The following is a 26,746-nucleotide window of genomic DNA, read 5'->3' on the forward strand; positions in this document are numbered from 1 at the left end:
GTCTAAACCTCAATCCCGTCGATCTGTGCAGTGTTGGTTGCTTCGGCTGTGCTGATGTTGGCGATGGTGCCGCCGTTGGCGGCCACGAACTTGCCTGCGGCGTTCACGCGGCCTGCTACGAACTCTTCATGGACGGCCGGCCATTCCGCCACGGCCCCGGAAACCGCTCCCGACAGCGCATCCAGGCCCGGTGTCGGAACCGGGTGAATGCCCTCCTGGGAAGGAACAATGGAGGACCAGCCGCCGTTGGATGACTCCACCTGCGGCATATCGGCGTGGATCGCGTCCATCTGTCTTTCCTCCCTTCTGCTGCTATAGAAATGGTAACTGCCTGCACTGACGCTGCCGGACGTATTTTTCAGCGGCGACAGTGAAGGGTGTTAGCTCGCGCCGCGCAGCGCTGCGGAAAATTCGGCGGCGACGGGGTGGTTGGCGAATTCCTCAGGGATGTTCGCCCACTGCGCCCGGAATTCAGCGGCCAGGGCCTGGATGCCGTCGTATGCGCGCTTGGCGTTCTTGGCGATGGCCTCGTTCATCGCCTCTTCGAATTCTTCTACGGACAGCTGTTCTTGGAGGCCGGGTGGGATGTCGCAGCCGATCAGGCGCCCGCGGCCGTCGTGCGTCACGACGATCTCGTCGTCGATCCCGCTGCTCGCGGTGAAAGCGTTGACCTTGTCTTCCCACTCGTAAACGCTTTCCAACAGCTTGTCGATCATCGATGACATCTGCTCGGTCCGTGTGGACATCTCCTGTGTCTCCCTCTGCGATATGCGTTGCGCTGCAACGCAACTCCCCTGGTCTTGCTAGGTCTTCTTCTTGTCCCGGTCGGTGCGTTCGCGGCGCTCGCGCCGGACTTCACCGAACACTGGTTCGGTGTTGGGGACCGGCCGCAGCACAACACGGCGGTGGTCCTCGGGTTTGCGGCCTTCGTCGTTCTTGCCGCCCATACCAGCACCCATCATCGGCGGCATCATTCCCATCCCGCCCGCGCCGGGAGCGCCGCCACCGGGGCCGCCTCCACCTGGAGTGCCAGCGGTGATGCTGCTTCCTGCCGGCGGGCCAACGGCAGGGCTCGAGCTGGACAGCGGAGCACCGCCGCCACCCCCGTCTCCCGCGCCGCCGGATGCCGGGCTGGTCCCGCCCGAGCCGAAGTCGGTCGGGTCACCTTCGGGTGATCCGCCGTTGTCATCCCCAGGTCCGCCAGGCAGCTGAGGGGTCTCCATCTGCGGCATCCCACCCAAACCGGGAAGGGAGGACAGACTCGACAACGCTGAAAGAGGCGAGCCGCCGCCGGTGAGCCCGTGCAAGGTACCCGCGACCTGCCCGGCTGCACCTGCCCCAGCGCCCATGATCATGCCGGCGACGTTGGCGACCATGCCGGGAGCCGCCTGGTCGGCTGCCGCGGCGGGAGCCGCCGCCTCGGCAGCAGCGGGCGGGGTACCGGTCGGGGTTCCCGGCGGCGCGTCGGTCGGTACGGGCGAGTCTTCGTCACCAGGGCCATGCCCGTGATGGGCCTGGCCGCGGCCGGGGCCATCCTGCTTGAGGTGCGCCGTCTGGTTGAGCTTCTCGACCTGGCCGCCCGCGTGCACGATCGGCGGCGCCGGGGCCGGGGGCGCGGCGCCCGCTGTGGTGGCCGGGGCGGCGGCCGCGAATGTCTCGTAACTGGCCAGTGCGGTGGACTGCTTGTTGGCCAGATCGGATTGCAGCGATGCGACCTGGGCGGCGTTGCGGCCACCGGTAGCCCGGTAATTCGCCATCGCCACATTGAGCCGCTGGTGCAGGTCAGTGAACTCCTGCGGCGTGGGCGTGTTCTTGATCAGCGTGTCGGTGTGATCGGCGGCCGCGTCGGCGGCGTCAGCGACCGACATCAAGCTTGGATGCAGGGTCGATTCCAGCCAGTCGGCGTGCGCGCCGACCTTCTGGGCCGCCGTGGTCCGGCCGTCATCCCAGTGGTTGTGCACCGACTGGCTGGAATTGCGGACGTCCTGCGCTGTCGTCATCACCGCCGGGGCGATAGTGGTCCGGATGTGGGTGGCGAACGCCCGCAGGCTGGCCGGCCCTGGCCCGGCGTGGACCAGGGCTGAGACCTGTTCGCCGGTCATCGGAGCGAGAGGATTCAACGTCGGTAGCGTCGGCAACGTCGGGGCTGGGACGATCGGCGGTGACGCTGCGGGACCGCCGGGGGCTGAGGCCGGGGCCGATCCCGCACCGTCGATCACGTTAGAGATGTGGTGGGCGTTCGTGTCGTCCATGGATTGCAGGTCCGTGCCGGTACCGGACAGCGCCAGCCCGCCGGCGACCCGCAATTGCCCGGCGTGGTCCATCAGTGTGTGCAGTGACTGCATCCACGTCGTCAGCGTGTCTGCAAGATGAGTGGAGACGGTGTCGGATGCGGCAGCCGGGCATGGCGCGATGGTGCTGCCCTGGCTTGCTGAGTCAGCCAGGGCAGCACCATCGGCGCGCAGACCGTCCGGATCGACCTTCAAGTCCATAATCGCAGGCTACGCGTCCACGATGCGGTTGATCCGCGCTGCGGCGTCATCGTCGGTGGTCTCGAAGATGGTGGCTGTGTTGGACAGGCGTTGCGCGTGACCACGCGCGGTGGCCGCAGCCCGGGCGTAGGCCGCTTCGCGGGCCTGCATCTCCGTCCGCTTGGCCGCGACGAACGGGGCGTAGGTGTCCCCCACGGCGGCGCTGATTTCTTCGAGGGTCATGTGGTGGTTCTGGCCGTGGGCCTGCACCTTGTCGGCATAGGCATGCCACTCCTGGACCGCCTGCTTGGCGGCCTCGCCATCAAGAGAAATCGGTTCTGACATTCCGCCACTACTCCTTCCCGTTCTTTTCGATCTGGGATTTCAAAACAAAGGTCCAGTATCTCGCCCGGCTGCGACACCCGCAGCCGGACCGCCATCAGAACTCCGGGTTGTACGGCTCGGGCATCGCCGGCAAAGCCGGGTCCCCGGTGCGCTTCCAGTGTTCCAGCGTGTCGTCAATGTGATCCCACTCGTCGGTGCTCTCACTCACGCGCCGAAACGTCTGTGTCCCAGTGGATTCCGCACTGCCGTCGACCAGGCCAGTGATTCTCGCTGCGGACTCATCGTCGGTGGTCTCGAAGATGGTTGCCGTGTTGGACAGGCGCTGCGCGTGGCCGTGGGCGATGTCCGCGGCCCGGGCGTAGGCGGCTTGGCGGGCCTGCAATTCGGCTTGCTTGGCGTCGACGTAGGGGCTGTATGCGTCACCGACCGTTGCCCGCAGCTCATCGAGGGTCATGTGGTGGTTCTGGCCGTGGGCCCGCACCTGGTCACCGTAGTCACGCCAGGCCAGGACAGCCTGCTGCGCGGCCTCGGTATCGAGGGTTATCGGTTCGGTCATCCCAAATCCTTTCGACATCACAGGTGCGAAACAACGATATGCGTCACTTGCGTTTACTCATTGCCTAGTGTGTAGCATCATTCGTCTAGTGCGCAAGGTTTGAGTGCATCAGGTTCGTCCCGGCTCGACCCACACGACGGCTTCGGCCACCTCCAGGGGGAACTCACCGTGAGAAATGCGATCCGTGCGGCCACTGCGGGCCGCCTCCCTCATATCCGCCCGAGTTGGGCCGAAAAAGCACCTAGTCCGAAGCGCCTACCACCGACCGGGGCCAAACGAGCCGCCGCGCGTGGCTGTAGCCCCGTGGGTTGGCTTTCGCCGCCTGACCGGCGTGTCGGCGCGGTTCCACCGCGCACCGAGTGTCAGACTTGCCCGCAACACGAGTCCCACAAGTAACGAGAGGAACGTCAAGCCAGCCCGCACAGCATCGGGCGCCACCAACAGTCAGCACACCACAACTGCATATCCATACGCGGTAGGCCCATCAAGACCCAGAAAAAGCGAAACCCCCGGTTAGCGGCCGAGGGTAAACGCTTCTGAACTTGTCACCCGAGTAGCAGCTCAGGTGTTTGGTGCCTCCGCACCACCCTTTAGAAGGGCGCTTTGATGCCAACCAGCTCAAGCAGTCCTCACGGTAGCGCATACCCACCATCAGGTCTAGGGGACTGCGCAAACTGTGATCAACAGGATTGCTCACCCACAGACGACCACCCCGCCACCACCTGGCCCACCCACGCGGAGGCCGATACAGCGCTGCCGCACCAGCCATGACGGTGACCGTAGCCCAGCCATCGGTCGCTCCAGAGTCACCCGAGCGTGTCTGGAAGACACTTGCACCACTGATCAGCGCGCCTGGCCGGCGCTCCATGCGGCTCTACAACCCGGCTACCGGCAAATTCTCCGACACCGGGGACCTGACCAAGACGCTGCCGACCCGGCCCGCCGCGCTGTACCCATTCACGCGCAAAGGCCTGCGCACCGCACTCCTATACCTGGATTTCGATGACAAACGCGGCGGTCGCGCCCAAGTTGATGCCGACATGGCCGCCGCAGCTGAATGGATCACCCGCTGCGGCGGCAAAGTGGTCAGCGACCACTCCCCCAGCGGCGGACACCTGTTGTGCCCCTTGGCGATCGGCACCACAGCCAGCTTCGCCGAGCTGAAAAACATCGCTCGACTGCTTGCCGCGCGGCTGCCCACACTCGACTCCAACCCCAACACCACCGACCCGCAATACGCCTGCCTGAGCGCACCAGGAACACCGGCCAAGAACGGCGGGTACCGCCAACTCGACGGGACTCTCGCCGACGCCGTCGAGGCGTTCGCCACCCGCTCGGAGCCCAGCCTCCTGCCCCGCCTCTACGAGCTGCTCGGCGCCGTCAAACCCCGACCGATCGACCCCGCTGAGCCAGCCGCCCCCATTGAGGCCGGCACCGTCGCCATCGACGAGTACTGCACCGGCACCGGCGACGATCAGCGCCTGGCGCCGGCCTACATACGCAACGACCCCATCGACCCGGAAATCACCGACTTCGCGGTCCACGGCGTCATCGCCAACGGGCAACGCCAATGGGACAGCCCGTCTGAGGCCCGGATGGCCGTCATCTGCGCCGCCATCGCGCGTGGCCACAGCCGCGCCAGCATCACTGAACTCATGGCCCCCGGCGGGCCGTGGCAGCACGGCCTCGGCCAAGCCTTCGCCCGGTACCAGCACCGCGCTGGCAACGCACTCGACAGGGATTTCACCAAGGCGCTGACCTGGCTGTGCACCAACACACTCAAATACCGCCGCCAGCAGCACAAGGGGAAGAACTCACCGGGGGGTACAGCAGGAAGCGGGGCAAACAGGACCGGTCCGTGGGGACCGGCGGAACTGCGGCGCTGGCTATCTACGTCCATGGAATGGGCCGACTACGAATACGCCGGGAAACGGTACCGCTGGACCGTGCACGCCGTCCTACAAACCCTCGCCTGGCACGCCCTGACCGCCGGGGAACTCATCAACGGGGTTTGGGTGGTGGGAGTAGGCGGCCGCAACCTGTCACTCGGCGCCGGCCTGCTCAGCCCGGATGCGGTGTGGCGCGTGCTGCGCGACTTGCGAGACCGCCCGGGAGCACCCCTCATCTTGACTCGACAAGCCGTGAACGGGGACGCCGACTACTACGCCCTCACGACGCCACACGGCATCGCTAGCGACCCGGCCAGGGCTGACCAGGTACGGATCGAGCCCGTCCACGACGGTTGGTGGGTCGCCGGCCATCACCTGCGGCGCATCTACGAGCTCGTCGTCTACTACGGTTTGACCAACCGCGCGGACATTCTCGCCGCGGCTCGAGTGTCCGCAACCGCTGGCGACGAGTCACTGACTTCACTGGAAATCCTCGGCTTGATCACTCGCACAGGCCGAGGCACCGTTGCCCCCGGTGCAACAACACTCGACAGCCTTGCTGCCGCCCACGACACCGACAGCGTTCGCCAGGAACGCATCGCCCGCTACCGGGCCCAACGTGACCAATGGCAAGCATGGCTCGCCGATCGCGACGAAAGCCGCGCCGACGCCGAAATGGCCAAAATCACCCGAGCAATGCCGCCCGAGGACCCTGAGGTCGACCGGACCTTCTGGGCCGCCACGCTGGCCCACGGCCCACCAGCTGTGAACGAAATCGAGGCTGAACGCCAAGCGCTCGACCTCGTGGCCGAAATTCTTGGCGGCCGTATCGTCGCGAGCCGCTAGGTGGCGGAAGGCTCAATCGCCGGGCAGCCAGGAGCGCCGGACCGGGCAGAAATGGGATAAGGACTTGCCACTAGCAGGCTTGCCTGTGCTGTTCGCCGGCGATCAGGGCGCTCGCCGTCTGCCGGAACAACTCCAACGGATCAACACCCATGGCGTCGGCGACCGGCAGCATTTCAGTCAGGTAATCCCCGTATTGCCGGATCAGTTCGGGTAGACGGTCGCCCCCGCGCGCAGCCAAAGCTTCAAGAGCATCCTCGTTGTAGCGCACTCGCAAGGTCGCATTCATCTTGCGGGTTTCCGAGCCCTGGCGCCGTTTGCGGCGGACTGAGGCTTCATCAAGTACCGCGGTGCTGGACTTGTCGGCCATCCGTGCTCCGTTTCCTGTCTGCGACGAGCATTCACTACCGCGGCAACGGAGCCGATTCCGGAATCCGTTCCGTTCTACAAGCCGGGCTGTTGAAGCAGGTCACACGTCATTTCGTTGCTGGTTGAGAGTCTAAACGAGCGCGCGCGATTCCGGAATGAAGCCAGACGTCGTGTCGCGGCGACGGCAAAGGTGCCCTCATTGCGGAAAGCTGCTGCACTGAAGCCGGAACTATGCCGGAATAAGCTAAAGTTGCACACATGAACGGCCCAGCGGGGACGCCGTGGCCAGGCGGCGAGCATGGCGAGGTGATCAGCCCAACAGGCCGCCGCGCCTACCTCGCCGGACAAGCCGGGAAGCTCGCCGGCTTCACACCACGCTGGGCCACCGATCTGGCCAGCCGCGACGACTCCCCCGTGGAGAGCGAGCGCGGGCACATCGCCGGCCGCCGGGGCGCAGAACAATGGTTCTTGAACGCCGACAGTTTCGAGAATCACCTGCGCACAATCGGACGGTGGCCGCCCGCCACGGCCGCACCCACGCAGGACTTGGAGCATCTTCTGCTGCTTCAAGGCGCGGACTTGGAGGCCTCCCGCCGCCGAGAGCATGAACTTCAAGAGCGCATTGATCGACTCGAACACGATAAGAACGAGCTCCTGAACACGATTGCGTCCTTGAGTCAGACCATCACTACCCTGAGCCAGGTCGCGAAAACGTAGAAACGGCCGCGGGTCGGCAAGGTCTAGCCCTCGTACCGCGACGCTGGCACGGCCACCAACAGTCAGACGCCGGGGACGATACGCAGCGACTTGCCTGACGGCGGCCCGAGGACCTGGAGACCAGCCCGCCTGCACGCATCGGCTCCTGATGCCGGGGCTGGATCATCCGGCCACGGCTTCGCCCCGGCATCGTCGAACAGCGCGTACGCGTTCGGCTTCGTGACCGTGGTGAACCTGGACTCGTACAGGATGCCGCGCAACCCCAAGGCGTGGAACCGCCGCGCCCACAAGCGGGTCAGCCCGTAGCCGCGCCGGGCGTAGGTGGCAATCTCGCGGGTCAGACCGTGCTTGGTCGCCTCACGGTGGCACGTGTTCGCGACCCGACCGCCCCTGAACACAGCCACCTTCGATACCACCGTCTCGTCAGCCCAGCCCTGCGACACCACTCCTCGCCTGAGCATCGCGCGGCCCAGGCGCTCCCGCAGCGCTGTTTCCTCGTCGATCGCCAGATAGCAGGTTCCCGCTGGCGGGTCGAGGTTGAAGCGGCCGCCGTCGTCGCTGGCAAACCACCACGGCCCCATGCCCTTGCGGTGGGCGCGGTAAAGCGCCTTGCCTTTACGGAGCTGCTTGGTTGGAAACCCATCGATGTTGGCCGGAGGCTTACGCAACCCCAGTCCTGTGCGACTCAGTGGCACCAGCGCTCGGCAGTCTGTTCAGCAACCGCCTGTACGACCGACGTCCCTTCTCGCAAGGCTTCAACCGGCGTGCGGCCCTTCAACTGCTCATTGGGCGTCGTGAGCCACAGCGCGACCTGCCAGTGATCGCCCGTACCCGCCGCCAGCGCGGTCAAGACTCGATCCAGACCGGCCAATACGGTGCCGTCGGAATTGAACTGAAATGTCGGAAACACCATGTCGCCCTCGGCGGTGGGGCACGCCAGAACCCCATGAGCAGTCGCCCGAGCCCGCGCCGTGTCCTCTGAGACGTGCATCCGGTTGGCCGCGCCGGTGAGGTCGTAGAACGGTCCGATGGTCTTGTCGAATGGGTGACTTGCAGGCAGCTGAGAGAGCATGTTCTCGGCTACGGCATCGACTGGGCCGAGCGCGGCTAGGTCAATGTCAGCAGCGTTGATCGTGCTCAGCTGGGCCTTCAACTTGACTTCGATGATCGCCAATAGTTGGTCGGCATACTCCCGCACGTTGGCCGGGGGCTCGATGGTCACGTCGTGGCCAGGCGCGACGACGAGCAGGTTGGGCGTGCCAGGGATAGTGGCAACCCAGTCCGGTTGCGTATACCTGATGCCCTCGACCACGATCGGCGGTGACGGTTCCCGCACGGGGGCCGCGCGCTTCCATCCCCGAATCTGACGATGCCGGCGCCTCTTCCCCTGCGTGGCAACAAGCTTCGCGTCCTTGGCACGGTGCAGCGCGACCTCGCGGTCGAAGCCTTTCGGCTTGAGCATCCCGTCGGGCACGACAATGTAGTGAGTACCTGCTCGCAAGTTCGGGCCAACGCGAGTCACCTCGCCGCGAACATCGTCGGCCATGGCGACTCACCTCCGATCCTTGCCACGTCCACCATATCGGCCGCGCCCGCCCCCCGTGGCCCAACATGATGCCCCAGCCGGCGCCGCCGTGGATCATCTCTGATGAGGGGCGTCGACGACTGGCGACCGGCCCGGCCCGGACACGCTTCAGAGCCGCAGTGGGCAGTGCGTCGCGACCTGGGAAAACCCGCTGATGTCCACGCAGAGGCGCAAACAGTGCCCGGGTAATGGGTTGGGTGCTCAGAGCGCCCTGCGTCCCATAGCCGACAAATCAGGCGCGATTCCGACGGTCCAGTGGTGTAGACGTCTTATCGGGGTGTGGCGTTTCCGCAGGTCAGCGCGTTTTCGGGTAGTCAGCCCCTTCCTTTCCGCCCTGCCGACATAGCGTCTGAATCCGACTCCGCGGGCGCTCTGGCGGACGGCGGAGTCCGGGCACCGCGTGCGAGCGCGCGGGCGGCGGCATTCGAATAGCAGAGATGTGACCCGACGTCACGTAGCCAGCATTCGGCGGGCGTGATGACGATGGAGCCTTGCTCGCTGCGACGAGGCGGATTGCATGCACCACCGTCGTGCAGCGCTACGGCATCGAAGCACTGTTCGACGCATCAAGATCAATCGAGGCGGTCCCCCGCTGTTGCCGTCCGTGGTCGGCATTCCTGACCGATCGTGTGACCCCATCGGCGGACTATTAGGTGGAATTTGCGGACCGTTGAGGAAGATCGGGGCGTGCGGTCGCGCGCCTTTTTGGCCTGTAGTGCAGCGTCCCTTGTAAGGGCGACCTGCTGCGCAGATAGGGGCATCTTCGGACTCCGCTCAACTGTCTCCTGAACGTCCAACGAGGTGCGCGGTGCCGGTGCGAATGATGGCGGAGAATCGGTGTTCTCGTCTGTCACGGTTGTGCGAAATCGCGCCTCACTCCTTCCATCGCTTTGAGCGTGTTCGGGATGGCTACTGGTTGGGTACGCCGGATGCGCTGTTGCCGGGGTTGATTGGCGTGTTCTGGTTTTCGAGTAGCCCACTCCCCCTCGTCCGCTGCGCCAAGCGGGCGTCGCTTGTCGCCTATGGCAAGCAGGTCGGCCCCTCGGCGTTGGCCGCTGTACGGCTGCACCACGAAGCCCTGGGAGCGGCGAGGATCGATGTGTTGTGGCCTGCTCTGTCCGTGTCGCTGCCGCACCCTAGCGCTTGTCGGGTTTACGTTCGATGAGTGCAAGGCAGGGAAATATCGCTTCTGATCAGGCGTGATGATGCTCCTGATGCGTATCCGCAGCCCTGTACCCACTCGGTGGACGTTCTGGCGCGCACTGCGGGGCCGGCTCCACTCCCCCATGCACTACACGCCAGCTATGCGCAGACCGCTATGCAGCCGGATAATCACACGCAGACTGACGCGGCTAATCACGCCACAGGTACCACGAATGCTGATGCGAGCCTGCAGCTAGCTGCACTTAGGGGAGTAATAACCCATGGTCAGACGTAACAGTAAGCGTATAGCTAGCCGTGGTCGGAAACGGTTCGGCAGCCATGTTGCTAAGGGGAGACAGCAACATATCCCGCCACCTATGACTATGCGGTGCATAACACGTGCCGTTTCCCTGAACCCTTTCGGTTCACCTGAACACGTCGAAAACCGGTCCGCTACCCCGGTGGGGAAGTGGTTCAGAATCCGCATCGGGATGCCGGTGTGGGAACCCGATTCGCACCGTTTGCTCACCTTGATAACAAGCCCCGGCATGACCCGTTCGAGTCCGGGTGACGTCAGCCGTGCATCGATGCGCGTCGTCATACGCTGCTTCCTCTGGGTCGCGATTCATATGCACAAACGCAGTTCGACACCTTTTCAGACACGCGGTGTCATGAGTAGTGAGATGCAGGTAGTGACACGGATACCAGTCCGTACGGCGACGGGTATGGCTTAACGGTGTAACAATCGTGTCACCATGGGTAGCGCGACGTGGACAGCAATTCGCATGGGAAGCTAGTATCGGCCGCATGACAGAGCTCCCAGATTCCGTGCTCTTCGCCACGCAGAAGGGTGGCAACGGCAAGACCACAACGGTCGCGAACCTCGGTGTCGCGATTGCCCGAACCGGCAGAAAAGTGCTGGTCATCGACGCTGACCAGCAGGGAAACCTCACCGCGGACGACCTCGGCGTACCGGAAGATCAGTCCGACCAGGGCCGCAACCTCGCCATCGTCCTGCAATACGGCTTGCGCGGCGGGGTGAAGCTCGAGCCATACCGCAACATCCGCCCAAACCTGGACATCCTGATGGGCGGGCCTGCGATCGGCCAGGTGTCCACCGCTGTTGCAGCAGCTGGTGAGACGGTCGACTTGGCAGAAAACTTCGAAGCTGCACTCTCTGAACTGTGCGAACGCGAACAGTACGACATCATCCTTGTCGACTCTGGGCACGGCGACAAAGTGCTCCTCATCGCGCTGATGCAGGTCTGCCGCTACCTCGTAGTGCCGACCAAAGAGGACAACGGCTCCCTGAACGGTGTGCGCCAGCTCGCCGCCAGCTACCGGCGGGCCAAGCGCTACGGCTCTCCCATCACCCTGATCGGCGTCGTGCTCTTCGACGTCAACCCCAACGCCACGGTGCGGCTCACGCACGTCTTCAACCAAGTCAAGGAAATGCTCGGATCTGAAATCGAACCATTCCAAGCGACCATCCGCAGCTCCCAGGCACTCGCCGTCGACATGCGGGAACGGCACCTAACCGCCCAGGAACTGGCCAAGCCGAGCGACGAGCAGAGAGCGGGCCTGCTGACCGCGCTGCGCAACCGGAACAAAGCTGGCGCCACTGACAGGCTCTGGGCCAAAGACCCGGCCGCCGTTGCCGAGGATTTCCTGAAGCTCAGAGGCGAGATTCTGAGGCGAGTCAAAGAGCGATCGGCGGCGGCTGTGGCCGGAGTTCAGGAGTAGGAGAGTCCCATGGCCAAGAAGAGCGTCTTTGACGAATCCGCCTACGATGACGAGCTCGATGAGTACATGCCGAGGGTTGGCCTCGGCAACCGGGCCGGACAGCAGGAACCCCCTGCTGAACCGCCAGTCGAGCCTGCAGCTACCGAACCGACGACGCCCCCAGCACCCGAGGAGAGCACCCGGCCAGCGGGGGAGAGGGCGCCACACGTTGCCACCCCGCCGGCTCCCCGGGCTCCCCGTGTCGCCAAAACCTTCGACCGTGACGGCGAAGGTAACCCCACCGCGGAAATCTCCGCCGACAACCTGACCAAGCTCCGCAACCTGAACCTGGCCGAGAAGAAGAACCCCGCCAAGGCCCGCACCTACGGCCAGATCGTCCTGGACGCCATCGACGCCGGCCAGGAGGAGCTCGCCCGCCGCTGGAAGCAAGCGGACACTGCCCAGAAAGCGCCGGGAAGCTTGTTCACCCGCCAGCCCGTCGTCCGTCAGCGTCGACGGCACATTGCCCCGCCGGCGAAGATCGCGCTGACCGGCCTGAATTCTGCCGACGCCAAGACGATCGATGAGGTGCTGGTACCGCAGTGGGGCGCACCGTCACGCAGTGCGCTTGTGGACGAGGCGCTGACCTTGTACTTCAAGCGGCGGCGCGGCCCGGCCCGGTCCAAGAAGGCTGTCGACGCAGAGGAAGCCGCCGCCTCTTGAGCGCCCAGCGACGCGGCGGGGACCTGCAAATGCGCACGTCACAGCCGCAAATGGGGGAGTGGATGTCGCCCCCAGCGGGTAGACTTGGTGACATGACCCCCGCGACCACCAGCACGCATACAGCGGACACCTACGAGGACATCTTGGCCGCCCTGTCACCCCAGGAACGCCGCCTCGTCCATGACGTCGTCGTCAGTGGCGCGATCGAGGGCTACACACCCGACCGCGAGTCCGTGGCCCGACTCGCGGACCTGGCGAGCGGGAAGATCACCGGCGACCAATACCGGGCCGAGCTGCTCGCCAGCGTGCGTCACCACGCGCAGCGGTAGACACACCTCGCTTTCGCGTCCCCGTGGAGTGGAGCGACTACTTCTGGCCGGGCACCACCGTCCTGCGCAATCACCTCGGTATCCGCGACGCCGCGGAACTGGAACGCCTCGAACAGCATTTCGCCTACAGCCGAGGGATGGAGCTCGCGCGCGGCCAGGCCCCCGTACCGGAAACCTTCGACGCCGAGCATCTACGGGGCGTGCATCGGTGGCTGTTTCAGGACGTGTATCCCTTCGCCGGCGAATTCCGTGAAGTCGAGGTGTCCAAGTGGAGCAGCTTCGCCAGCACCGACAACATCGCGGCCTGCATTGACCGCGCAGCGGCCATCGTCGCCGAGACGTCCTGGCCCGACCTGGACGACGGGCAGTTCGCCGACAAGGCCGCCCAAACGTACTGCTGGATCAACTACGCACACCCATTCCGGGAGGGAAACGGTCGCGCCACCCGGGCGTTCATGAACGCCGTCGCGGCCCAGGCCGGGCGGGGACTGGACTACAACGCGATACCGCGCGAGGTGTTCGTCCAGCGGGCCGCGTTCTCGTGCCCGGACATGTCTCAGACCGAGCCGCCCCACGAATGGATGGTCCCGGTCTTCGAGCAGATCAGCCGGCCGGCCAGCGACCTCAGCGCCCCCACAGAGTTTCTGCCACCCAAATCGCAGTCGCAAGGCTACGATCGAGGCCTGTAGCTACGCCGCTCATCTCAAGCGGTGGACCGGTCACCGGTGACATGCGATCACATGCGTCTTGCAAATCCGGACCCATTTGCTTAACTTTCGTAAACACCACTGTGTTGCGGGCGTGTCGCGGTTGCTCTATTGGTGCCATACTGAAACATGTACTATCCCTGTGAATGGGGGACCACCGGACCGGTTAGACCAGGAGGCGACCATCACCGCCGCGCCGTTAGACGAGGATGCCGCAGTCGATTTGGCGCGGTCCTTGCTCAGCGAAGGCCACCCCGTAGACGAGGTTGTGGCCCGCACGGGCCTGACCCAGAACCACGTGGAGATGCTGGCCAGCAGCAGCGTCAAACCTGACGTGCCCCGTTTGGCGCAGTTCGTCAACGACAGGCTCCGCGAACTCGGGATGAGTCAACTCGAAGCCAGCAAACTTGGCCTGGTGTCCCGCTCCACACTCAACTTGCTCGGTAAACCACGAGGTGACGGCAAAGAAATCCGGGTCCCTGGCCGCAACGTGCTGTCCAAACTCGACGAACTGTGCTCGTGGGAGTCGGGCTCGGCGCACGCCATCATGTTCGGCTCGATGCCCACACCCCGCGAGGCTCAGGTCGGCAAGCGCCCGCGGCCGGTGATCAACCCCGACGCCGAAGACGATTTCGAGAACCTCGGGATGTGGATCGAAAAGCGGCTCCTTGAACTCCAGATGACCAAAAGCCGGCTCGCTGCCGTCGGCGGACCCGGACGCACCACACTGGCCACGCTCGGCAAACGCGGGTATCAGACCAGCCCTGAAACCCTGGAGCGACTCGACACCCACCTCATGTGGGAACCGGGCTCGGCGCTGGCCGCACTCAAAGGCGGTACCCCCGTCAACCGGCGGATCGAAATCAAGCCGCACCCCGCACTGGTCCCGGTCACCTCCGTGATCGACAAGCTCAAAGTGCTCAAAACCCGCGCCGAGCGGCAGCAACTCACCCTGGACCAACAGATCAAGGACATCGACCAAGCATTGACCCAGGCATACTTGGTGGTCGAGGATTTGGGCTCGCCCAGACCAGTCAGCACCCCGACAACACCATCGTCGCCATCATCATGACGACGACTGCGTCCCAGCGGCGCACACCACAGGCGACCACCACGGTGGCGCCGGGCACGGGCACGGCCATCCCGGTCGATGCCGCAGATCACGAGGACAACTCATGACCAGCGGTACCGGGAGAACGCTATGGCGCGCAGGCACAACAACACCAACCAGCCGGATCTGTTCAGCATCGAGGAAAGCGACGACACCCGTGACCGAATGGATGCGCCAGGCGGTCAACGACGTGTACCCGAGGTGGCTGCCGCTGCCGGCGGACTGGACGCCCGAACAGACCGAACGGCACCTGGCCGCCGAGACAGCACGGCTGGACCGGATGGCCTCGGAGCTGGCCGACCAGCTAGCGAGCACCGCGATCGAGAGCTGGACCGAACGCCAGGGAGCACACCCGGACTACCTGACCACAGTCCGGCTACGGGAGACCGCACTGCAGAACGCCCGGGAGCTGATCGTTCGGCAGGAGCTGTACGACCTGATCGAGCAGCAGGAGGAACCGGAGCAGACGGTGCCGGTCGACCCGCCGCTGCACCAGCCAGTGCCCGCGAGCCAGGTGCCGTGGAATCTGCGGTGGAACGACGCCCGCTACCGAACGGACCCGGGGGAGCAGATCGACGCGCTGGCCGAGATGGTGTGGCCGGACCCGGACTTCTCGGTGATGTTCCGCATCAAGGCGGCGTACCTGCTGATCGCCCGAATCGAGGACCAACTTCCGGTACCGGACGGCCCCCGACATCCCTTGGCAGCGGAACTGGCACCGCTGGTGTACGCGGACCTGGTGGCCGACGGCTACCCCGAGCAGTAACACCCGAGCCACAGCTCTCCCTCTTCGAGGACTTCGACCAGCCCACCGACCCGCGCAGCATCGACCCCGGCGGCACCCCGCTCCCGCCGCCGCGCATCCCCACCCCAGCCGCCGCGGCGCCGACAGACCTTCCCATTCGGCCAATCCCGGCGCCGGCCCCGGCCGGCCGGGGCTACCGGATCGTCTACACCGACCTGGCCACCGGCACCATCACGGCCACCGACCTGGCCGGCGACATCGCCGCCGCCGTCACCACCGTGCGCGACCTTGGCGGCTACGACGAGTACACGCGCGACGAGACCACAGCGGAGTTCCACAGCGCCACCGGACGCGCCTACATCGAAGCCGCCACCGGACCCGAACCGGTTGTCGGCCAGCTCTTCACCGGCCCATCAGAGCGCCGCACCCCACCGGAACCCCGGCCCCAACACCCCACTGACACGGCCCCCAAGCCCACACCCTCGCCAACCACGGCCACCACTCCTGCCGCAGCGGCGCCACCCGCAAACGTCGAAACTGCCCCCGCCCGAACCGAAACCGCCGCCGACGCCGCAGAAACCCCCGCGGCCGAGGCCCCGGTCGCCGCCGAACCCATCGCGTTCCGGCCCGGCACCAACGTCCGCGTCCCCTCGGGCACCAAAGCCCGCATCCAGGCCAACCTCGCCGCTATCGACGTCATCGAACGCCTCCGACGCGAGGACCGGCCCGCCACCGCCGTTGAGCAAGAGGTGCTGGCCAGCTGGTCCGGGTGGGGCGCCTGCGCGGACCTGTTCGATCGGCGCAGCGACAACTATGCACGCGAGCGCGAGCACCTGCGCGACATCCTCGGCCCAGACGGCTACCGCGCCGCCGAAGCGAGCATCCTCAACGCCCACTACACCGACCCGGCCATCGCCCAGGCCATGTGGGATGCCGTGCGGGACGCCGGATTCAGCGGCGGACGCGTCCTCGAACCGGGCTGCGGCTCAGGCAATTTCATCGGCCTGGCACCCCCGGACGCGGTGATGGTCGGCGTCGAGAACGACCCCATGACCGCCGCCATCGCCGCCGCCCTGTACCCCAACGCCCAAATCCGCGCCGAAGGCTTCGAAACCACCCGCGTACCGACCGCGTCGTTTAGCGCCGTCGTCGGCAACGTCCCCTTCGGCAACTTCGCCCTGGTGGACCCGGCCCACAATCCGGGCCGATTCTCGATCCACAACCATTTCATCAACAAGGCCATTGCCCTGACCGCGCCCGGTGGGTACGTCACCGTGCTCACCTCCCGCTACACCATGGACAGCATGGACACCCGGGCTCGGCGCGCGATGGCCGCCCAGGCTGAGCTGGTCGGCGCGGTGCGGCTGCCGTCGACCGCGTTCAAGCGTGTCGCCGGGACCGAAGTCGTCACCGACATTCTGGTGTTGCGCCGCAAAGACATTGACGCCGCCGCCGACGAGGACATGACCCGGTGGATCGACACGGAAACCCTCGTCCTCGAGGACGTCGAGCAGCTCGTCGACGACAGCGTGTTCAAGCCCGAGCACGTCGAGGGCGCGCTCAACATCAACGAGTACTTCCGCAACCACCCAGAAAACGTCCTGGGGCGGCTGGCCCTGGGCCAGGGCATCCACGGATCGGCGACCCTCAAAGTGGTGGGGGACCACAGCGCCGACGAGTTGGCCGGCCAGGTCCGTAACCGGCTGGGTGCGATCGTCGAGAACGCCCAGGACCGCGGCCGTGGCCTGACGGCCACCCCCGGATCGCTCATCGATGTCGACGCCACCGTGTTCGATCCCGGGTTGCTCACCGCCGCCGACCGTGCCGAACGCCCCATCCCGGACACGCTGCGCTACAACGAAGCCACCGACAGCATCCAACGGTGGAACGAATACGCCTGGGTTGAGCAGCGTCTGCCGAAAAAGCGCCTGCGCGAGACTCGTTCGCTCATCGAGCTGCGCGACGCAGCCCAGTCGGTGATTGCCTCCCAGCGCGATGATCAGCCGCTTGAGGTGCGCGAGCAGCTGCGCGCGCACCTCAACCGCCTCTACGACGCCTACGTCGCCGAACACGGCCCCGTCAATCGGTTCAAGTGGATTTACCCCGCCCCGCCCACGCAGGAATCGCACGACCGAAAGGTCGCCAAGGCCGAAGAGCGATGGCGCAAAAACCAAGGCGAGGAAGGTGTTCCATATCGCGGCCCGGTCCCCGAGCATCTGCGCGAACAGTGGTCGGAAGAGGCGTGGGAACCGGCCAGCGCGTTCAAGCGCCGGCCTCACCTCGAAGGCGGGATGAAAGACGATCCCGGATGGGCACATGTGGCCAGCTTGGAGATCTTCAACGAGCTCACCGGCGTCGCCACCAAGGCCCCGATCTTCTCGGTCGATGTCCTCACGGCCCGCACCGTGCCCGAGGCCGCCGCCACCATCAGTGACGCCCTGGCCATCAGCATGGACCAGCGGCACCGCATCGACATCGACTACATCGCCACGCTCCTGGGCATCGACACCGACACCGCCCGCGAGCAGCTGCGCGGCATGGCCTACCCGTCGCTGTACGACCCTGAGGAGCTGGTGCCGGCAGTAATGGCGCTGTCAGGCAATGTTCGCGAAAAACTCGCCGCAGCAACCGATGCCGCGAAGCGCAACCCCGTCTACGACGAGTATGTGACAGCGCTGCGCGAGGTGATGCCCCGCGACAAGGAAGCCTCCCAGATCAAGACGCGGCCCGGTGCCCCGTGGATCGACGCGAAATACATCGCCCAGTTCGCCAAGGAGACGTTCGGTGCCGAGCGGGTCACCGCCGACCACGTCGCCGGGTCCTGGTCGATCGAATGCGCGCAGCGTGAGCGCGGCACGGTCGCCATGACCGAAACCTGGGGCACCGATTCCAAAGACGCTATCGAACTGCTCGACGCCCTGTGCAACTCCAAACCCATTGTGGTCAACCGTCCCGCCGAGGTCGTCGCCGAAACGGGCGGACCAGCCATGGATTTCGAGGCCACATCGGCAGCCCAGGCCAAAGCCACCAAGATCACCCAGGCATTCCAGAAATGGATTTTCGCCGACGACACCCGCCGCGACATCTTGGTCGCCGAGTTCAACCGCCGATTCAACAGCCTGGTCGCCCCCAAGCACCGCGGCGAGCACCTGACGCTGCCGGGACTGTCCGAGAAATTCTCCCCGCACCCTTATCAACGCGACGCGGTGGCGAGGATAATCGCCGAACCGACAGTGCTTTTGGATCACGTCGTGGGTGCGGGCAAGACGGGGTCTGCCCTGATGGGCATGATGGAACTCAAGCGCCTCGGCCTGGTGTCGCAGCCCTGGTTCGTGGTGCCCAACCACATCATCGAGCAGGTCGGCCGCGAAGCCGCCCAGTGGTACCCGGCGGCACGCATCCTGCTCGGAGCCGCCGGAACCGACCCCGAGGACCGTCGCCGCTTCGTCTCCCAATCCGCGGCCGCCGACTGGGACATGGTCATCGTGCCCCAAAGTCTTTTCAGCAAAATCGGCGTCAACGACGACACCCTCCGCGACCATATTCAGCGCCAGCTCGACGAACTGGACAACAACAAGGATCGCGCTGCGACCTCGGTCAGCAAGAAACGCATCGAGGCGCAGAAGAAGCGCCTGGACGCTCGACTCAAAGACCTGACCAAGCAGGAGCGCAAAGACAAGGGTCTGCGGTTTGAGCAGAGCGGGTGCGACTACCTCGTAATAGACGAGGCCCACATGTTCAAAAACAAAGGGCGCCTGAGCAATATCGAAGAACTCTCATGCGCCAGCGGTGCCCAGCGCGCCGAAGACCTCGCCATGAAACTCAACGTGCTCCGCGAACGGCGCCGCCAGGAAGGCCGCGCCGCCGGACTGCGCGAGGATCAGATCGTTGAACGTGTCGCCACCTTCGCGACCGGCACCCCGGTGGCCAACAGCCTCGGCGAACTCTGGGTGATGCAGAACTATCTGCGGCCCGACCTCCTGGCGGCCGCCGGCGTCGCCGACATCAACGACTGGGGCGCGAACTTCACCACCACCGTCAGCACCGTCGAATTCAACGCCACCGGAACATCACTGCGCCCGGTCACCCGGGTAGGGAAATTCTGCAACCTGCCCGAGCTGCTCGCATTGTCGTCGATCTTCACCGACGTCGTCACCCGCGACGAAGTGCCCATGCAATTGCCGACACTGGCCGATGGTCACCGCAGCGTCATCAGCCTGACCCCCGACCAGGTCGTCAAAGACTTCATCACCGACCTCGGCTGGCGCCTTGATCACCTGGACCCGCGCCGGCCCGACAAAGACAACACCCTCAAGTGCGCCAACGACGGCCGCAACGTCAGCCTGGACCCCCGGATGGCGAACCTGCCGGCACCGCAAGAGTCCCGAGCAGGCCGCGCGGCCGACGAGATCATGCGCATCCACCATGCCACCGCCGACCGCGTCTACCGCGACGCCGACACCGGGGAGATTTCACCCATTCGCGGCGGCCTGCAGATCGTGTTCTGCGACCGTGGAACGCCATCAAAAGACAAGCGGCAGTTCACCATGTACGGCGCTATCCGCGACGAGCTCGTCGCTCGCGGCATGCCCGCCGACAAGATCGCGTTCATCCACGAAGCCGTCAAACCGGCCGACAAGCTCACCTTGCAGCACCGCTGCCGCAGCGGCGAAATCTCCGTGCTGATCGGCTCAACCGAGAAGATGGGCACCGGCACCAACGTCCAAACACGCGCCACCGCACTACACCACATCGACGTCCCCTGGCGGCCAGCAGATCTAGAGCAGCGCGAAGGACGCATCATCCGCCAAGGCAACCAGAACGACGAAGTCGAAATCCTCACCTACGTCACCGAGGGTGCGTTCGACACCGTCATGTGGCAGAAAGTGGAAGCCAAAGCCAAATTCATCGAACAGGTCAAACGCGAAAACGTCGACGTCGACGAAATCGAAGACCTTGGGGGAGGGGATATCTCAGGCGCGGCGGCCGAGACCAAAGCCATCGCCACCGGCGATCCCCGGTACGTCAAGCAGGTCCAGCTCGACGACGACGTCAAGCGACTCACCGCCCTGGAAAACGCCCACCTGGACGCCGGCGCCCGCCGAGACCGACAGCGCCGCGACACCGAACGCGAACTCGCCGCCACCAAACAAGAACTCGCCAACATGGAGCCGATCTTCGCCGACGTCACCGCACGCGCTGACAAACCCGTGCACGTCACCGTAGCCGGCCAGGCATTCGCCGAACGCAAAGACGCCGCCGAACCGTTCGCCGCCGCCTGCCGCGATGCCTTCCTGAAACTGAAAAACGCCAGCAGCCTGCAAACCCGACCCCTGGACGCCACCATCAACGGCATCACCATCACCGCCAGCCGCAGCTACGTCCGCGGCGAACTGTGGCTCAAGCTCGACGTGCCATCGACCACCGTCACCATCGAGGACGCCGAGGTTCTGGCCACCGCACCCACCATTGGCGGCGACACCCACGCCGCCAAAGCCCGAGGGCTCCTACAGCGGATGGAGAACGCCTACAAGGACATTCCCAACCACCGCACCCGCCTAGAAACACGCGCGGCCAGACTGCAAGGCGAGCTGGACGACTTCGACAACACCAGCCTGGGCGAGTTCGAGCACGCCGACGAACTTGAAGCCAAACGCCTCGAACTGAGCACCCTGAGCGCCCAACTGCGCATGGAAGCCCAAAGCGAAGCCGCCCAAGCCAAAGCCCGTGCCGCAGAAGAACGGATGCTCGAAGCCGGCCGTCAACCCGGCTGGACCCTCGAACTCAATCCAACACCAGCGCTGATCGCCGAATCGGGCCTTCCCGACGCCGCGAGTTACCGCGCCGCCACACTGCTCATGGAGCAGCACCGCGCCACCGAATACGTCAACAAGCAACGCGAACGCGAGCGCGAGAGGGAACAAGCAGCCTTGCAGACCGACGACGGCAGCGCTCGCCACGAACGCGGCCCCGAGCACAGCGTGTTCTCCTTCCGCGCCGAGAGCGAAATCGACGCCGAAGAATTCTTCAACGACTGCGAGGATGCCGGCATCCCCGTGGACGAAGTCACCGTCACCGCGCCCGACGAGGAATCGCTGGAAGTGATCGTGGAATTCCGCTCAACACCGGAAACAACCGCAGAGCGCCTGCGAGACATCGCCGCCGACGGCACCGACCTGCACACCGTGGCGCAAACGCTGCGGCCAGTCCCGTTGTCAGACAACACACTCGAACGACTCGACCTCGGCGACACAGGCCTATCCGACGGGGCCAAAACCGTGCTCCAGCGCCTGATCGACCGTCACAACAGTGCCGGCCATCACCACCCAGGACGAACCAGCGACCATGACCGCAACCCCCAGGAGGACACCGGCCTCGGTCGGTGACCGCCCGGTCCGCTGGCGGAACTGGCGCTGCCTGCCAGGCCTGTTGCGCTGTGGGGCGACCTGTGCTCGAGTTGAGGTGCCGCTATCCCGGCTGCAACGCGAATGAGCACGCAGCGAGGGGTAGCTGACGGCCGCCGCTACTCGGGCAGCACCTCCACGCGGTACTTGCTGCGACCTTGCAGCCCCCGCAGCCGTGCGTGGATGGCCGCCCGAGGACCCCCGAGCACGATGGCGATCAGCGCGTCGCGGGCGTCGCCGGGAATCCAGTGGCCGTACATCTGCTCATCCTGGAAGCACCGGGTACCGCGGTCAGCGTCGAATCGCGTGTGGACTCGCCGTCCGCCATCGACGTATTCGTTGGGATATAACGATTTATCTGGTCGCCACGCGTCGTCACTGCCGGAAGGCTTGCACACGTAACTGGGTTTGGCCTGGGTGCTGTCGAGCACGAGCATCGCAGCGATGCTCCTCGCGGGCGGGTACTCCCAAGCTTTGTCGGCATGCCCAGTCGCGAAGAACGCGGACCCTGCAGGAACGTCGAGGCCATGTTCGAGGACGTCACCCAACGCGTCGGCACCGAAGCCGCGATACAGCCCGAGCGGCGCCTCCCACCCAAAGGGCGGCAACCACAGCGGCACGTCGCGGGCCGCTGAGTTGTCGGTGTGCCAGATCGCGACGCCGCCCGACCGGGCGATCAGAGTGCAATCGCGTTCGTGCCCAGTCCTTTCCGCGACGATGATGTCGGCGTAGGAGGGCTCGGCACCCACTTTTGCCCCGGTGACGGTGCGCTCTCCGGTGCTCATGGGCGTGCAACGGGCCGCGGTCCGGCCGCCGATCCGTACCGGAACTCCGCGATCCGCTTGACTGTGTCGGCCCTGGGACGGGTGTCATCGATCACCAGTGCGGCGCGGCCGGCGCTGACGACGGACACGATCACCCGAAACATGCCGCTCTTGCGCAGATAGTCCATCTCCGGTACCGCCCGATCGAGATTGCCGCAGTACCGATCGCCGTCAGCCTCGGCTCCGGAACCCTCTGGGGCCGGCGCCGACTCGCCGGCCACCACGAAGTCGATGCCCAGCGATCGCCCTATCCGAGACCAGCCGAGGATGGCTTCTGTCAACTCCAGGTCGGGCCGGTCGATGAAAACGACCACGGTCGGGATGCGGTGCCCGTGGGCGCGGGCCTTTTCGATGTCAGGGACATCGAATTCCCTCAGCATGCTCTGGCGCGTGCACGCCAGGCTGTCCACATGCTCGACGAGCTGCAGATGGGGGATATGCGTGTGCTCAGCACGTATGCGGTAGGTCGGCAATTGTGCTGTGCTGTAGATGATTTCGAGGTCACGCTCGTCTTGCTCAGCCGACAACTTGTCCGCAAGCGCTGGCAATAACGCCGGCGCGTCGGCGCCGATCAGCAGGGCGTGCGGACCGGACGCCCACTCCAAGTTCACCGCGACGGGCTGACCGTCATCGCCGGGGAAAGAGGTGGCCAAAGGCGCGCGAGTAGAGGGCGTGGCGGCCGTGACGATCCGCTTGGCCCGGGTGTACGAGACCCCTGGATGGTCGGCCTGATACTGCCGGGCGGCCTGATAGGACGATTCGTCATTACGCATTACAGGGCGATCCCTTCAAAGAGAGTGTTCTGCCAGCCCACATCTGCGCAGAACGATCTTCGTTGGGTGGTGCGGAAACCAGAGGTCTTGTCTCGATCGTGCAGGTGACTGACCGATGTGGGCGGTGCAGCCGGATGTCGAGATTCGTGGCACCCGCGAATGCCATCTCCCAGCGTACAACACGGATCAGGGCTCCGGACTGGTTGATGATCCGCGTGGCGCGTTCGCGAACTCGCCTGCCGCACAGCGCAACCGCGCCACGATCACGATGCACCCTAGATTTCGCGCACATCGCGCCGGTCAGTACAAAGTGTCGTGGGAGTCGATACGTTCGGCAGCCGGGCCCAGGTCATCTCGCCCGTGGGTCTGCCAAAGGCCGAACGCACCGCGCACGCAGCTTTGCGCCAGCGCAGCACACACGATCGTCCCAAGGATGCGGACGATGGCCGGAACCGTGTCCCAGCCGCCGGCACCGGTGGCAAGATTCCACATCCCACCAGCGAACAGCGCAGCCAGAAGCAGACAGCGACCGACCCCGATCGGTAGATGGCCCGGCAGCACGAACACGGTGTCCGGCTCGTCGAACGGTGGGATGCCGCGGCGGCGCGGGCTCTTGCTCATCATGCCCCTTTTCGTCGGTGGCTGACCGTCGTGATCAGGGTCGAGCACCCGGCGCGGTGAACTGGGGAAGGCCTCGTCGGTCCGCCAGGACGCCAGGACACGATGGTATCGAGTTCAGCTGCATCAGCGAACCAGGGAATGTCCGTGCGCAGCAGGGCGACCACGTCGAACCATGCCCATCCACTCAGCGGTGAGGTCCCGCGCTCGGCGACCTCAACCGACGGCTGGTGGTCCCCGAATTGACCTCCGGGAATGGTCATCGCCCGCACTTCGGGGATGATGACCGCACTGACGGCCGGCAGCTGGCGCAATAGCCGGCCAGCGGGGACGGGGACGTCGTCGATGCCGGCCCGATATGCAACGGCCACCGTGCCCCGGCCGTCCCCTGGCAACCACAGGTGGACGCCGTAGCGGTGCACGTTGCGCCTGCCGCCCAGGGCGAGAACCTGTGTGCCGATGAATTCTGCGGCACTGCTTGACTCAGGATCAGGGAACAGCCGGGGAATTCGCGCGCCCAGCAAGGGGAAGCGATGCCAGATCGCGCTGAACACCGCCAGCTCAGACCATGTCGGATTACCCACCCCGACCTCCCGCGGACGTGGATAGACCGGTGAGCCCGCCGCGACGTCCCGCAACAGACTCTCGACGCTGATGTCGAACAGGTCAGCGACCAGCTGCGGGTACATGCCCCGGTAAGCCCACCGCGAGTACCGCGTCCACTGATCCATCACGTCCCATCCCCTTGAACTCTTCTCCGGTCGCCAAAAGCGTTGCCGGCCAGACAATCCTGTCCCCGTTTAAGCCAACGTCCCTGGGTGTGGCAGCCGCCGTCCAACTGGCGGCGCGGCCACACCCAGGGCCTGGCCCGGCCCTACCAGCAGCCGCTCACCGGGTACCACCTGCCGAGGTATGTCCGTGCGCCGCGTTGACGCCCCCTCCGGACGTCGACCGGGAGGGACTTTCGCTGCGACGGTGCCGCCCACCCGACTCCGACGATACGGCCGCTGCGGAGCTGCTGGCGGATGCGCTCGCCGGCGCCCGATGCTTGCCTGTGCCGCTGTCGGCGGGGGCGCGGCCCACGGTCGACGCCTTGCCGTCGGCATCGTGCCGCGTGGTCTGGTTAGCACCGACGTCGCTGCCGGGTGCCGACTTACCGCCGGCTGATGCTGTGTCCCCGGACGGCCCCGTGGACTTGCTCGTTGCTGCTGTGGCGTCTGTTCCTGTGGGCGAGGCCGGTGCGGCAGCCTTCACCTTGACCGCCGGTTCCTGCGTTTTCGTCGAGGACACCACCGCGCTGTGACCGGGCTCTCCCGCCGCGCCGGGAGCCGCCGCGGCGGTCTTCGACGGGCTCTCGGTCGCCGTGATCCCCTTCGCCTTCGCCGCCGACGTTGCGGCCAATGCGGCTACCGGCGTGGCCGCCGTGCCGGCTATCTTCGTTGTCGCGGGGATTGTCGTGGCGGCCAGTGCGTTGGCGGCCGAAGCCCCAGCGCTCACCAGGTTGCCCACACCGTTGATGGCCGCCGCGACAGCGTGCGCGGTGAGGTTCATGGCCGTGATGACCGTGCCGGCAAGGTCATGGGGGAGGTTGGAGATGAAACGCGGCGTGCCGAGCATCGTCAACAGGCCGGACGCAACGTACGCCGCGCCGTTGACGAACGCCCCCGCGACCTTGGCGGCCGCGATCGTCGCCGTGGCGGTCGCGTAAACCGGCGCGGCGACCAGGGAGCCTGCGGTGGTGATCACCCGGTAGCCGGTGTCCACAGCCGCACTGACAAGGGCTCCGACGGCGGCCGTGTAGCTGACGGGGGATAGGGGATTGGTGCCGATGGCGTTGACGACGTTCTGCAAGGCACCCGGCACCGTTCCGTTGCCCACCCAATCGGTCGCAATGGCCGATGCCCCGGCAGCGACCTTGTCCAGCACCGTGGTGCCGAACGTGGTGAGCACCGAGGACACCCCGTTGACGAGTTCGACAACCGCCGAGGTGGGTGCGATCACGATGCCTTGAGCGGCAGTGAGAAAGCCGTCGATGATGTTGTTGTCCGCGATGGCCTGGGCAGAGTTCACCACCCCGTTGACCACCGACAGCAGATTGCTGATCTGCGCGGTCACGCCGTGGACCAGGGTGTTGGCCGCCGATAGTGCGTTGTCACCGAGCTGATCGGCCGCCGTGATTGCGGCGTTCGCCGCCACGCCCACAAGGTTGAGCGGCACGTTCACCAGGTTCGTGTAGCTCGAGAGTGCCAGCGGGTTGTTGACGACGGCGGCGACCGCCTGGGCGGCTGTCCCGGCCGAACCGGTCAGCACCGAGGTCAGCAGCGTTGCCACTTGCCCGGTGGTCAACGTCAGCGTCCCCGACAGTGACCCCGCCGTGGCCGCGAGGCTGGTGAGGCCGCCGTTCGACGATGCGCGCAGCCCCGCCAGCAGAGCCGACAGTGCGGAGTTGTTTGTGGCACCGATCAAACCCGTCCAGAACGAATTGTTCAGCGCCGCAGCCGTATTGAGCGCATCCTGCACGGTAGTACCAGGTACCGACGCTACCGAGGCCAGCGTCGAGTCGACAGAGTGCAGCACAGTGTCCAGGTTCGCCACCAGCGCGTCGACGTCGGCCTGTGTGACGAGTGCGGACAAGTGCACGTTCGTGGCGGCGACGTGCGGGGTGTGGATCAGGGGAGTGACGCCGTTTGCGGCGGTGAGCGGGGTGACCGCGATCAGCACAGCTGACGACATAGCCAGCCCGGCATTCAGATACGGGCGTGTGGTGATTTCCATGATGGCCTTCCGAATAGCAGTGGGGTAGTGGGGATTTGGAGCGTTTACGGCGTGACGCAACCCGGACAGCGGTCGTGATGCGTCGGTCTGGGAGGCG

General features: G+C 65.6%; 22 protein-coding genes. 9 read left to right on the forward strand and 13 right to left on the reverse strand.

The window, feature by feature from the left end; translation table 11 throughout:
• Nucleotides 1–2: 2 nt before the first annotated feature.
• The 5 genes from ACJH6J_RS20230 to ACJH6J_RS20250 form a co-directional block, all read right to left on the reverse strand.
• Nucleotides 3–290, reverse strand: coding sequence for a hypothetical protein (locus tag ACJH6J_RS20230; RefSeq protein ID WP_406775309.1), 288 nt, complete (start codon nucleotides 288–290; stop codon nucleotides 3–5).
• Nucleotides 291–380: 90 nt separating this feature from the next.
• Nucleotides 381–746, reverse strand: a complete 366-nt coding sequence (locus ACJH6J_RS20235; RefSeq protein ID WP_406775308.1) for a YbaB/EbfC family nucleoid-associated protein — start codon at nucleotides 744–746, stop codon at nucleotides 381–383.
• Between the two features lie 57 nt (nucleotides 747–803).
• Nucleotides 804–2,492 (reverse strand): hypothetical protein, encoded by a 1,689-nt coding sequence (locus ACJH6J_RS20240; protein ID WP_406775307.1) that lies wholly within the window; start codon nucleotides 2,490–2,492, stop codon nucleotides 804–806.
• A gap of 9 nt (nucleotides 2,493–2,501) precedes the next feature.
• Complete coding sequence (locus ACJH6J_RS20245) at nucleotides 2,502–2,816, reverse strand: hypothetical protein (protein WP_406775306.1); 315 nt, start codon at nucleotides 2,814–2,816, stop codon at nucleotides 2,502–2,504.
• Nucleotides 2,817–2,910: 94 nt separating this feature from the next.
• Nucleotides 2,911–3,372: a hypothetical protein gene (locus tag ACJH6J_RS20250; protein WP_406775305.1), complete on the reverse strand. Its 462-nt coding sequence runs from the start codon at nucleotides 3,370–3,372 to the stop codon at nucleotides 2,911–2,913.
• A 767-nt stretch (nucleotides 3,373–4,139) separates the two neighbouring features.
• Here ACJH6J_RS20250 and ACJH6J_RS20255 point away from each other — a divergent pair.
• The gene (locus ACJH6J_RS20255) at nucleotides 4,140–6,107 is read left to right on the forward strand and encodes a hypothetical protein (RefSeq protein ID WP_406775304.1); all 1,968 of its coding nucleotides are present in this window, start codon (nucleotides 4,140–4,142) and stop codon (nucleotides 6,105–6,107) included.
• A gap of 70 nt (nucleotides 6,108–6,177) precedes the next feature.
• On the opposite strand, the gene ACJH6J_RS20260 is transcribed toward ACJH6J_RS20255, so the two are convergent.
• Nucleotides 6,178–6,474 (reverse strand): hypothetical protein, encoded by a 297-nt coding sequence (locus ACJH6J_RS20260; protein ID WP_406775303.1) that lies wholly within the window; start codon nucleotides 6,472–6,474, stop codon nucleotides 6,178–6,180.
• Nucleotides 6,475–6,731: 257 nt separating this feature from the next.
• On the opposite strand from ACJH6J_RS20260, the gene ACJH6J_RS20265 reads away from it, so the two are divergent.
• The gene (locus ACJH6J_RS20265) at nucleotides 6,732–7,190 is read left to right on the forward strand and encodes a hypothetical protein (protein WP_406775302.1); all 459 of its coding nucleotides are present in this window, start codon (nucleotides 6,732–6,734) and stop codon (nucleotides 7,188–7,190) included.
• Nucleotides 7,191–7,252: 62 nt separating this feature from the next.
• Here ACJH6J_RS20265 and ACJH6J_RS20270 read toward each other — a convergent pair whose 3' ends face one another.
• Together ACJH6J_RS20270 and ACJH6J_RS20275 are read right to left on the reverse strand one after the other, a co-directional pair.
• On the reverse strand, nucleotides 7,253–7,858 hold the full coding sequence (locus ACJH6J_RS20270; RefSeq protein WP_406775301.1) for an RES family NAD+ phosphorylase: 606 nt from the start codon (nucleotides 7,856–7,858) through the stop codon (nucleotides 7,253–7,255).
• Between the two features lie 17 nt (nucleotides 7,859–7,875).
• Nucleotides 7,876–8,736, reverse strand: coding sequence for a hypothetical protein (locus ACJH6J_RS20275; protein WP_406775300.1), 861 nt, complete (start codon nucleotides 8,734–8,736; stop codon nucleotides 7,876–7,878).
• A gap of 1,989 nt (nucleotides 8,737–10,725) precedes the next feature.
• On the opposite strand from ACJH6J_RS20275, the gene ACJH6J_RS20280 reads away from it, so the two are divergent.
• From ACJH6J_RS20280 to ACJH6J_RS20310, 7 genes are all read left to right on the forward strand, one after another.
• Entirely contained in the window at nucleotides 10,726–11,661 is a 936-nt protein-coding gene (locus tag ACJH6J_RS20280) for a ParA family protein (RefSeq protein ID WP_406775299.1), read from the forward strand.
• Nucleotides 11,662–11,670: 9 nt separating this feature from the next.
• The gene (locus ACJH6J_RS20285; RefSeq protein WP_406775298.1) at nucleotides 11,671–12,363 is read left to right on the forward strand and encodes a hypothetical protein; all 693 of its coding nucleotides are present in this window, start codon (nucleotides 11,671–11,673) and stop codon (nucleotides 12,361–12,363) included.
• Nucleotides 12,364–12,455: 92 nt separating this feature from the next.
• Complete coding sequence (locus tag ACJH6J_RS20290; RefSeq protein WP_406775297.1) at nucleotides 12,456–12,692, forward strand: hypothetical protein; 237 nt, start codon at nucleotides 12,456–12,458, stop codon at nucleotides 12,690–12,692.
• A 23-nt stretch (nucleotides 12,693–12,715) separates the two neighbouring features.
• Nucleotides 12,716–13,381, forward strand: coding sequence for a Fic/DOC family protein (locus ACJH6J_RS20295; RefSeq protein ID WP_406775296.1), 666 nt, complete (start codon nucleotides 12,716–12,718; stop codon nucleotides 13,379–13,381).
• Between the two features lie 58 nt (nucleotides 13,382–13,439).
• Nucleotides 13,440–14,471 carry a hypothetical protein gene (locus tag ACJH6J_RS20300; RefSeq protein ID WP_406775295.1) on the forward strand — a complete coding sequence of 344 codons (1,032 nt, stop codon included), beginning with the start codon at nucleotides 13,440–13,442 and terminating at the stop codon, nucleotides 14,469–14,471.
• A gap of 196 nt (nucleotides 14,472–14,667) precedes the next feature.
• Nucleotides 14,668–15,276 carry a hypothetical protein gene (locus ACJH6J_RS20305; protein WP_406775294.1) on the forward strand — a complete coding sequence of 203 codons (609 nt, stop codon included), beginning with the start codon at nucleotides 14,668–14,670 and terminating at the stop codon, nucleotides 15,274–15,276.
• 257 nt (nucleotides 15,277–15,533) lie between these two features.
• Entirely contained in the window at nucleotides 15,534–21,641 is a 6,108-nt protein-coding gene (locus tag ACJH6J_RS20310) for a helicase-related protein (protein WP_406775385.1), read from the forward strand.
• A 137-nt stretch (nucleotides 21,642–21,778) separates the two neighbouring features.
• Here the strand turns inward: ACJH6J_RS20310 and ACJH6J_RS20315 are convergent, their stop codons facing one another.
• The 5 genes from ACJH6J_RS20315 to ACJH6J_RS20335 form a co-directional block, all read right to left on the reverse strand.
• Nucleotides 21,779–22,444, reverse strand: coding sequence for a hypothetical protein (locus tag ACJH6J_RS20315; protein WP_406775293.1), 666 nt, complete (start codon nucleotides 22,442–22,444; stop codon nucleotides 21,779–21,781).
• On the reverse strand, nucleotides 22,441–23,256 hold the full coding sequence (locus ACJH6J_RS20320; protein WP_406775292.1) for a hypothetical protein: 816 nt from the start codon (nucleotides 23,254–23,256) through the stop codon (nucleotides 22,441–22,443). The genes ACJH6J_RS20315 and ACJH6J_RS20320 overlap by 4 nt, the downstream gene beginning before the upstream one ends.
• 300 nt (nucleotides 23,257–23,556) lie before the next feature.
• Nucleotides 23,557–23,880: a hypothetical protein gene (locus tag ACJH6J_RS20325; protein WP_406804455.1), complete on the reverse strand. Its 324-nt coding sequence runs from the start codon at nucleotides 23,878–23,880 to the stop codon at nucleotides 23,557–23,559.
• Complete coding sequence (locus tag ACJH6J_RS20330) at nucleotides 23,877–24,605, reverse strand: hypothetical protein (RefSeq protein ID WP_406775290.1); 729 nt, start codon at nucleotides 24,603–24,605, stop codon at nucleotides 23,877–23,879. The genes ACJH6J_RS20325 and ACJH6J_RS20330 overlap by 4 nt, the downstream gene beginning before the upstream one ends.
• Before the next feature lie 157 nt (nucleotides 24,606–24,762).
• A complete protein-coding gene (locus tag ACJH6J_RS20335; RefSeq protein ID WP_406775289.1) occupies nucleotides 24,763–26,649 on the reverse strand; it encodes a hypothetical protein in 1,887 nt (628 codons plus the stop codon).
• Between the last annotated feature and the right edge of the window lie 97 nt (nucleotides 26,650–26,746).

Origin of the sequence: Mycobacterium sp. SMC-18, assembly GCF_045310895.1 — a bacterium.
GTDB lineage: Bacteria > Actinomycetota > Actinomycetes > Mycobacteriales > Mycobacteriaceae > Mycobacterium.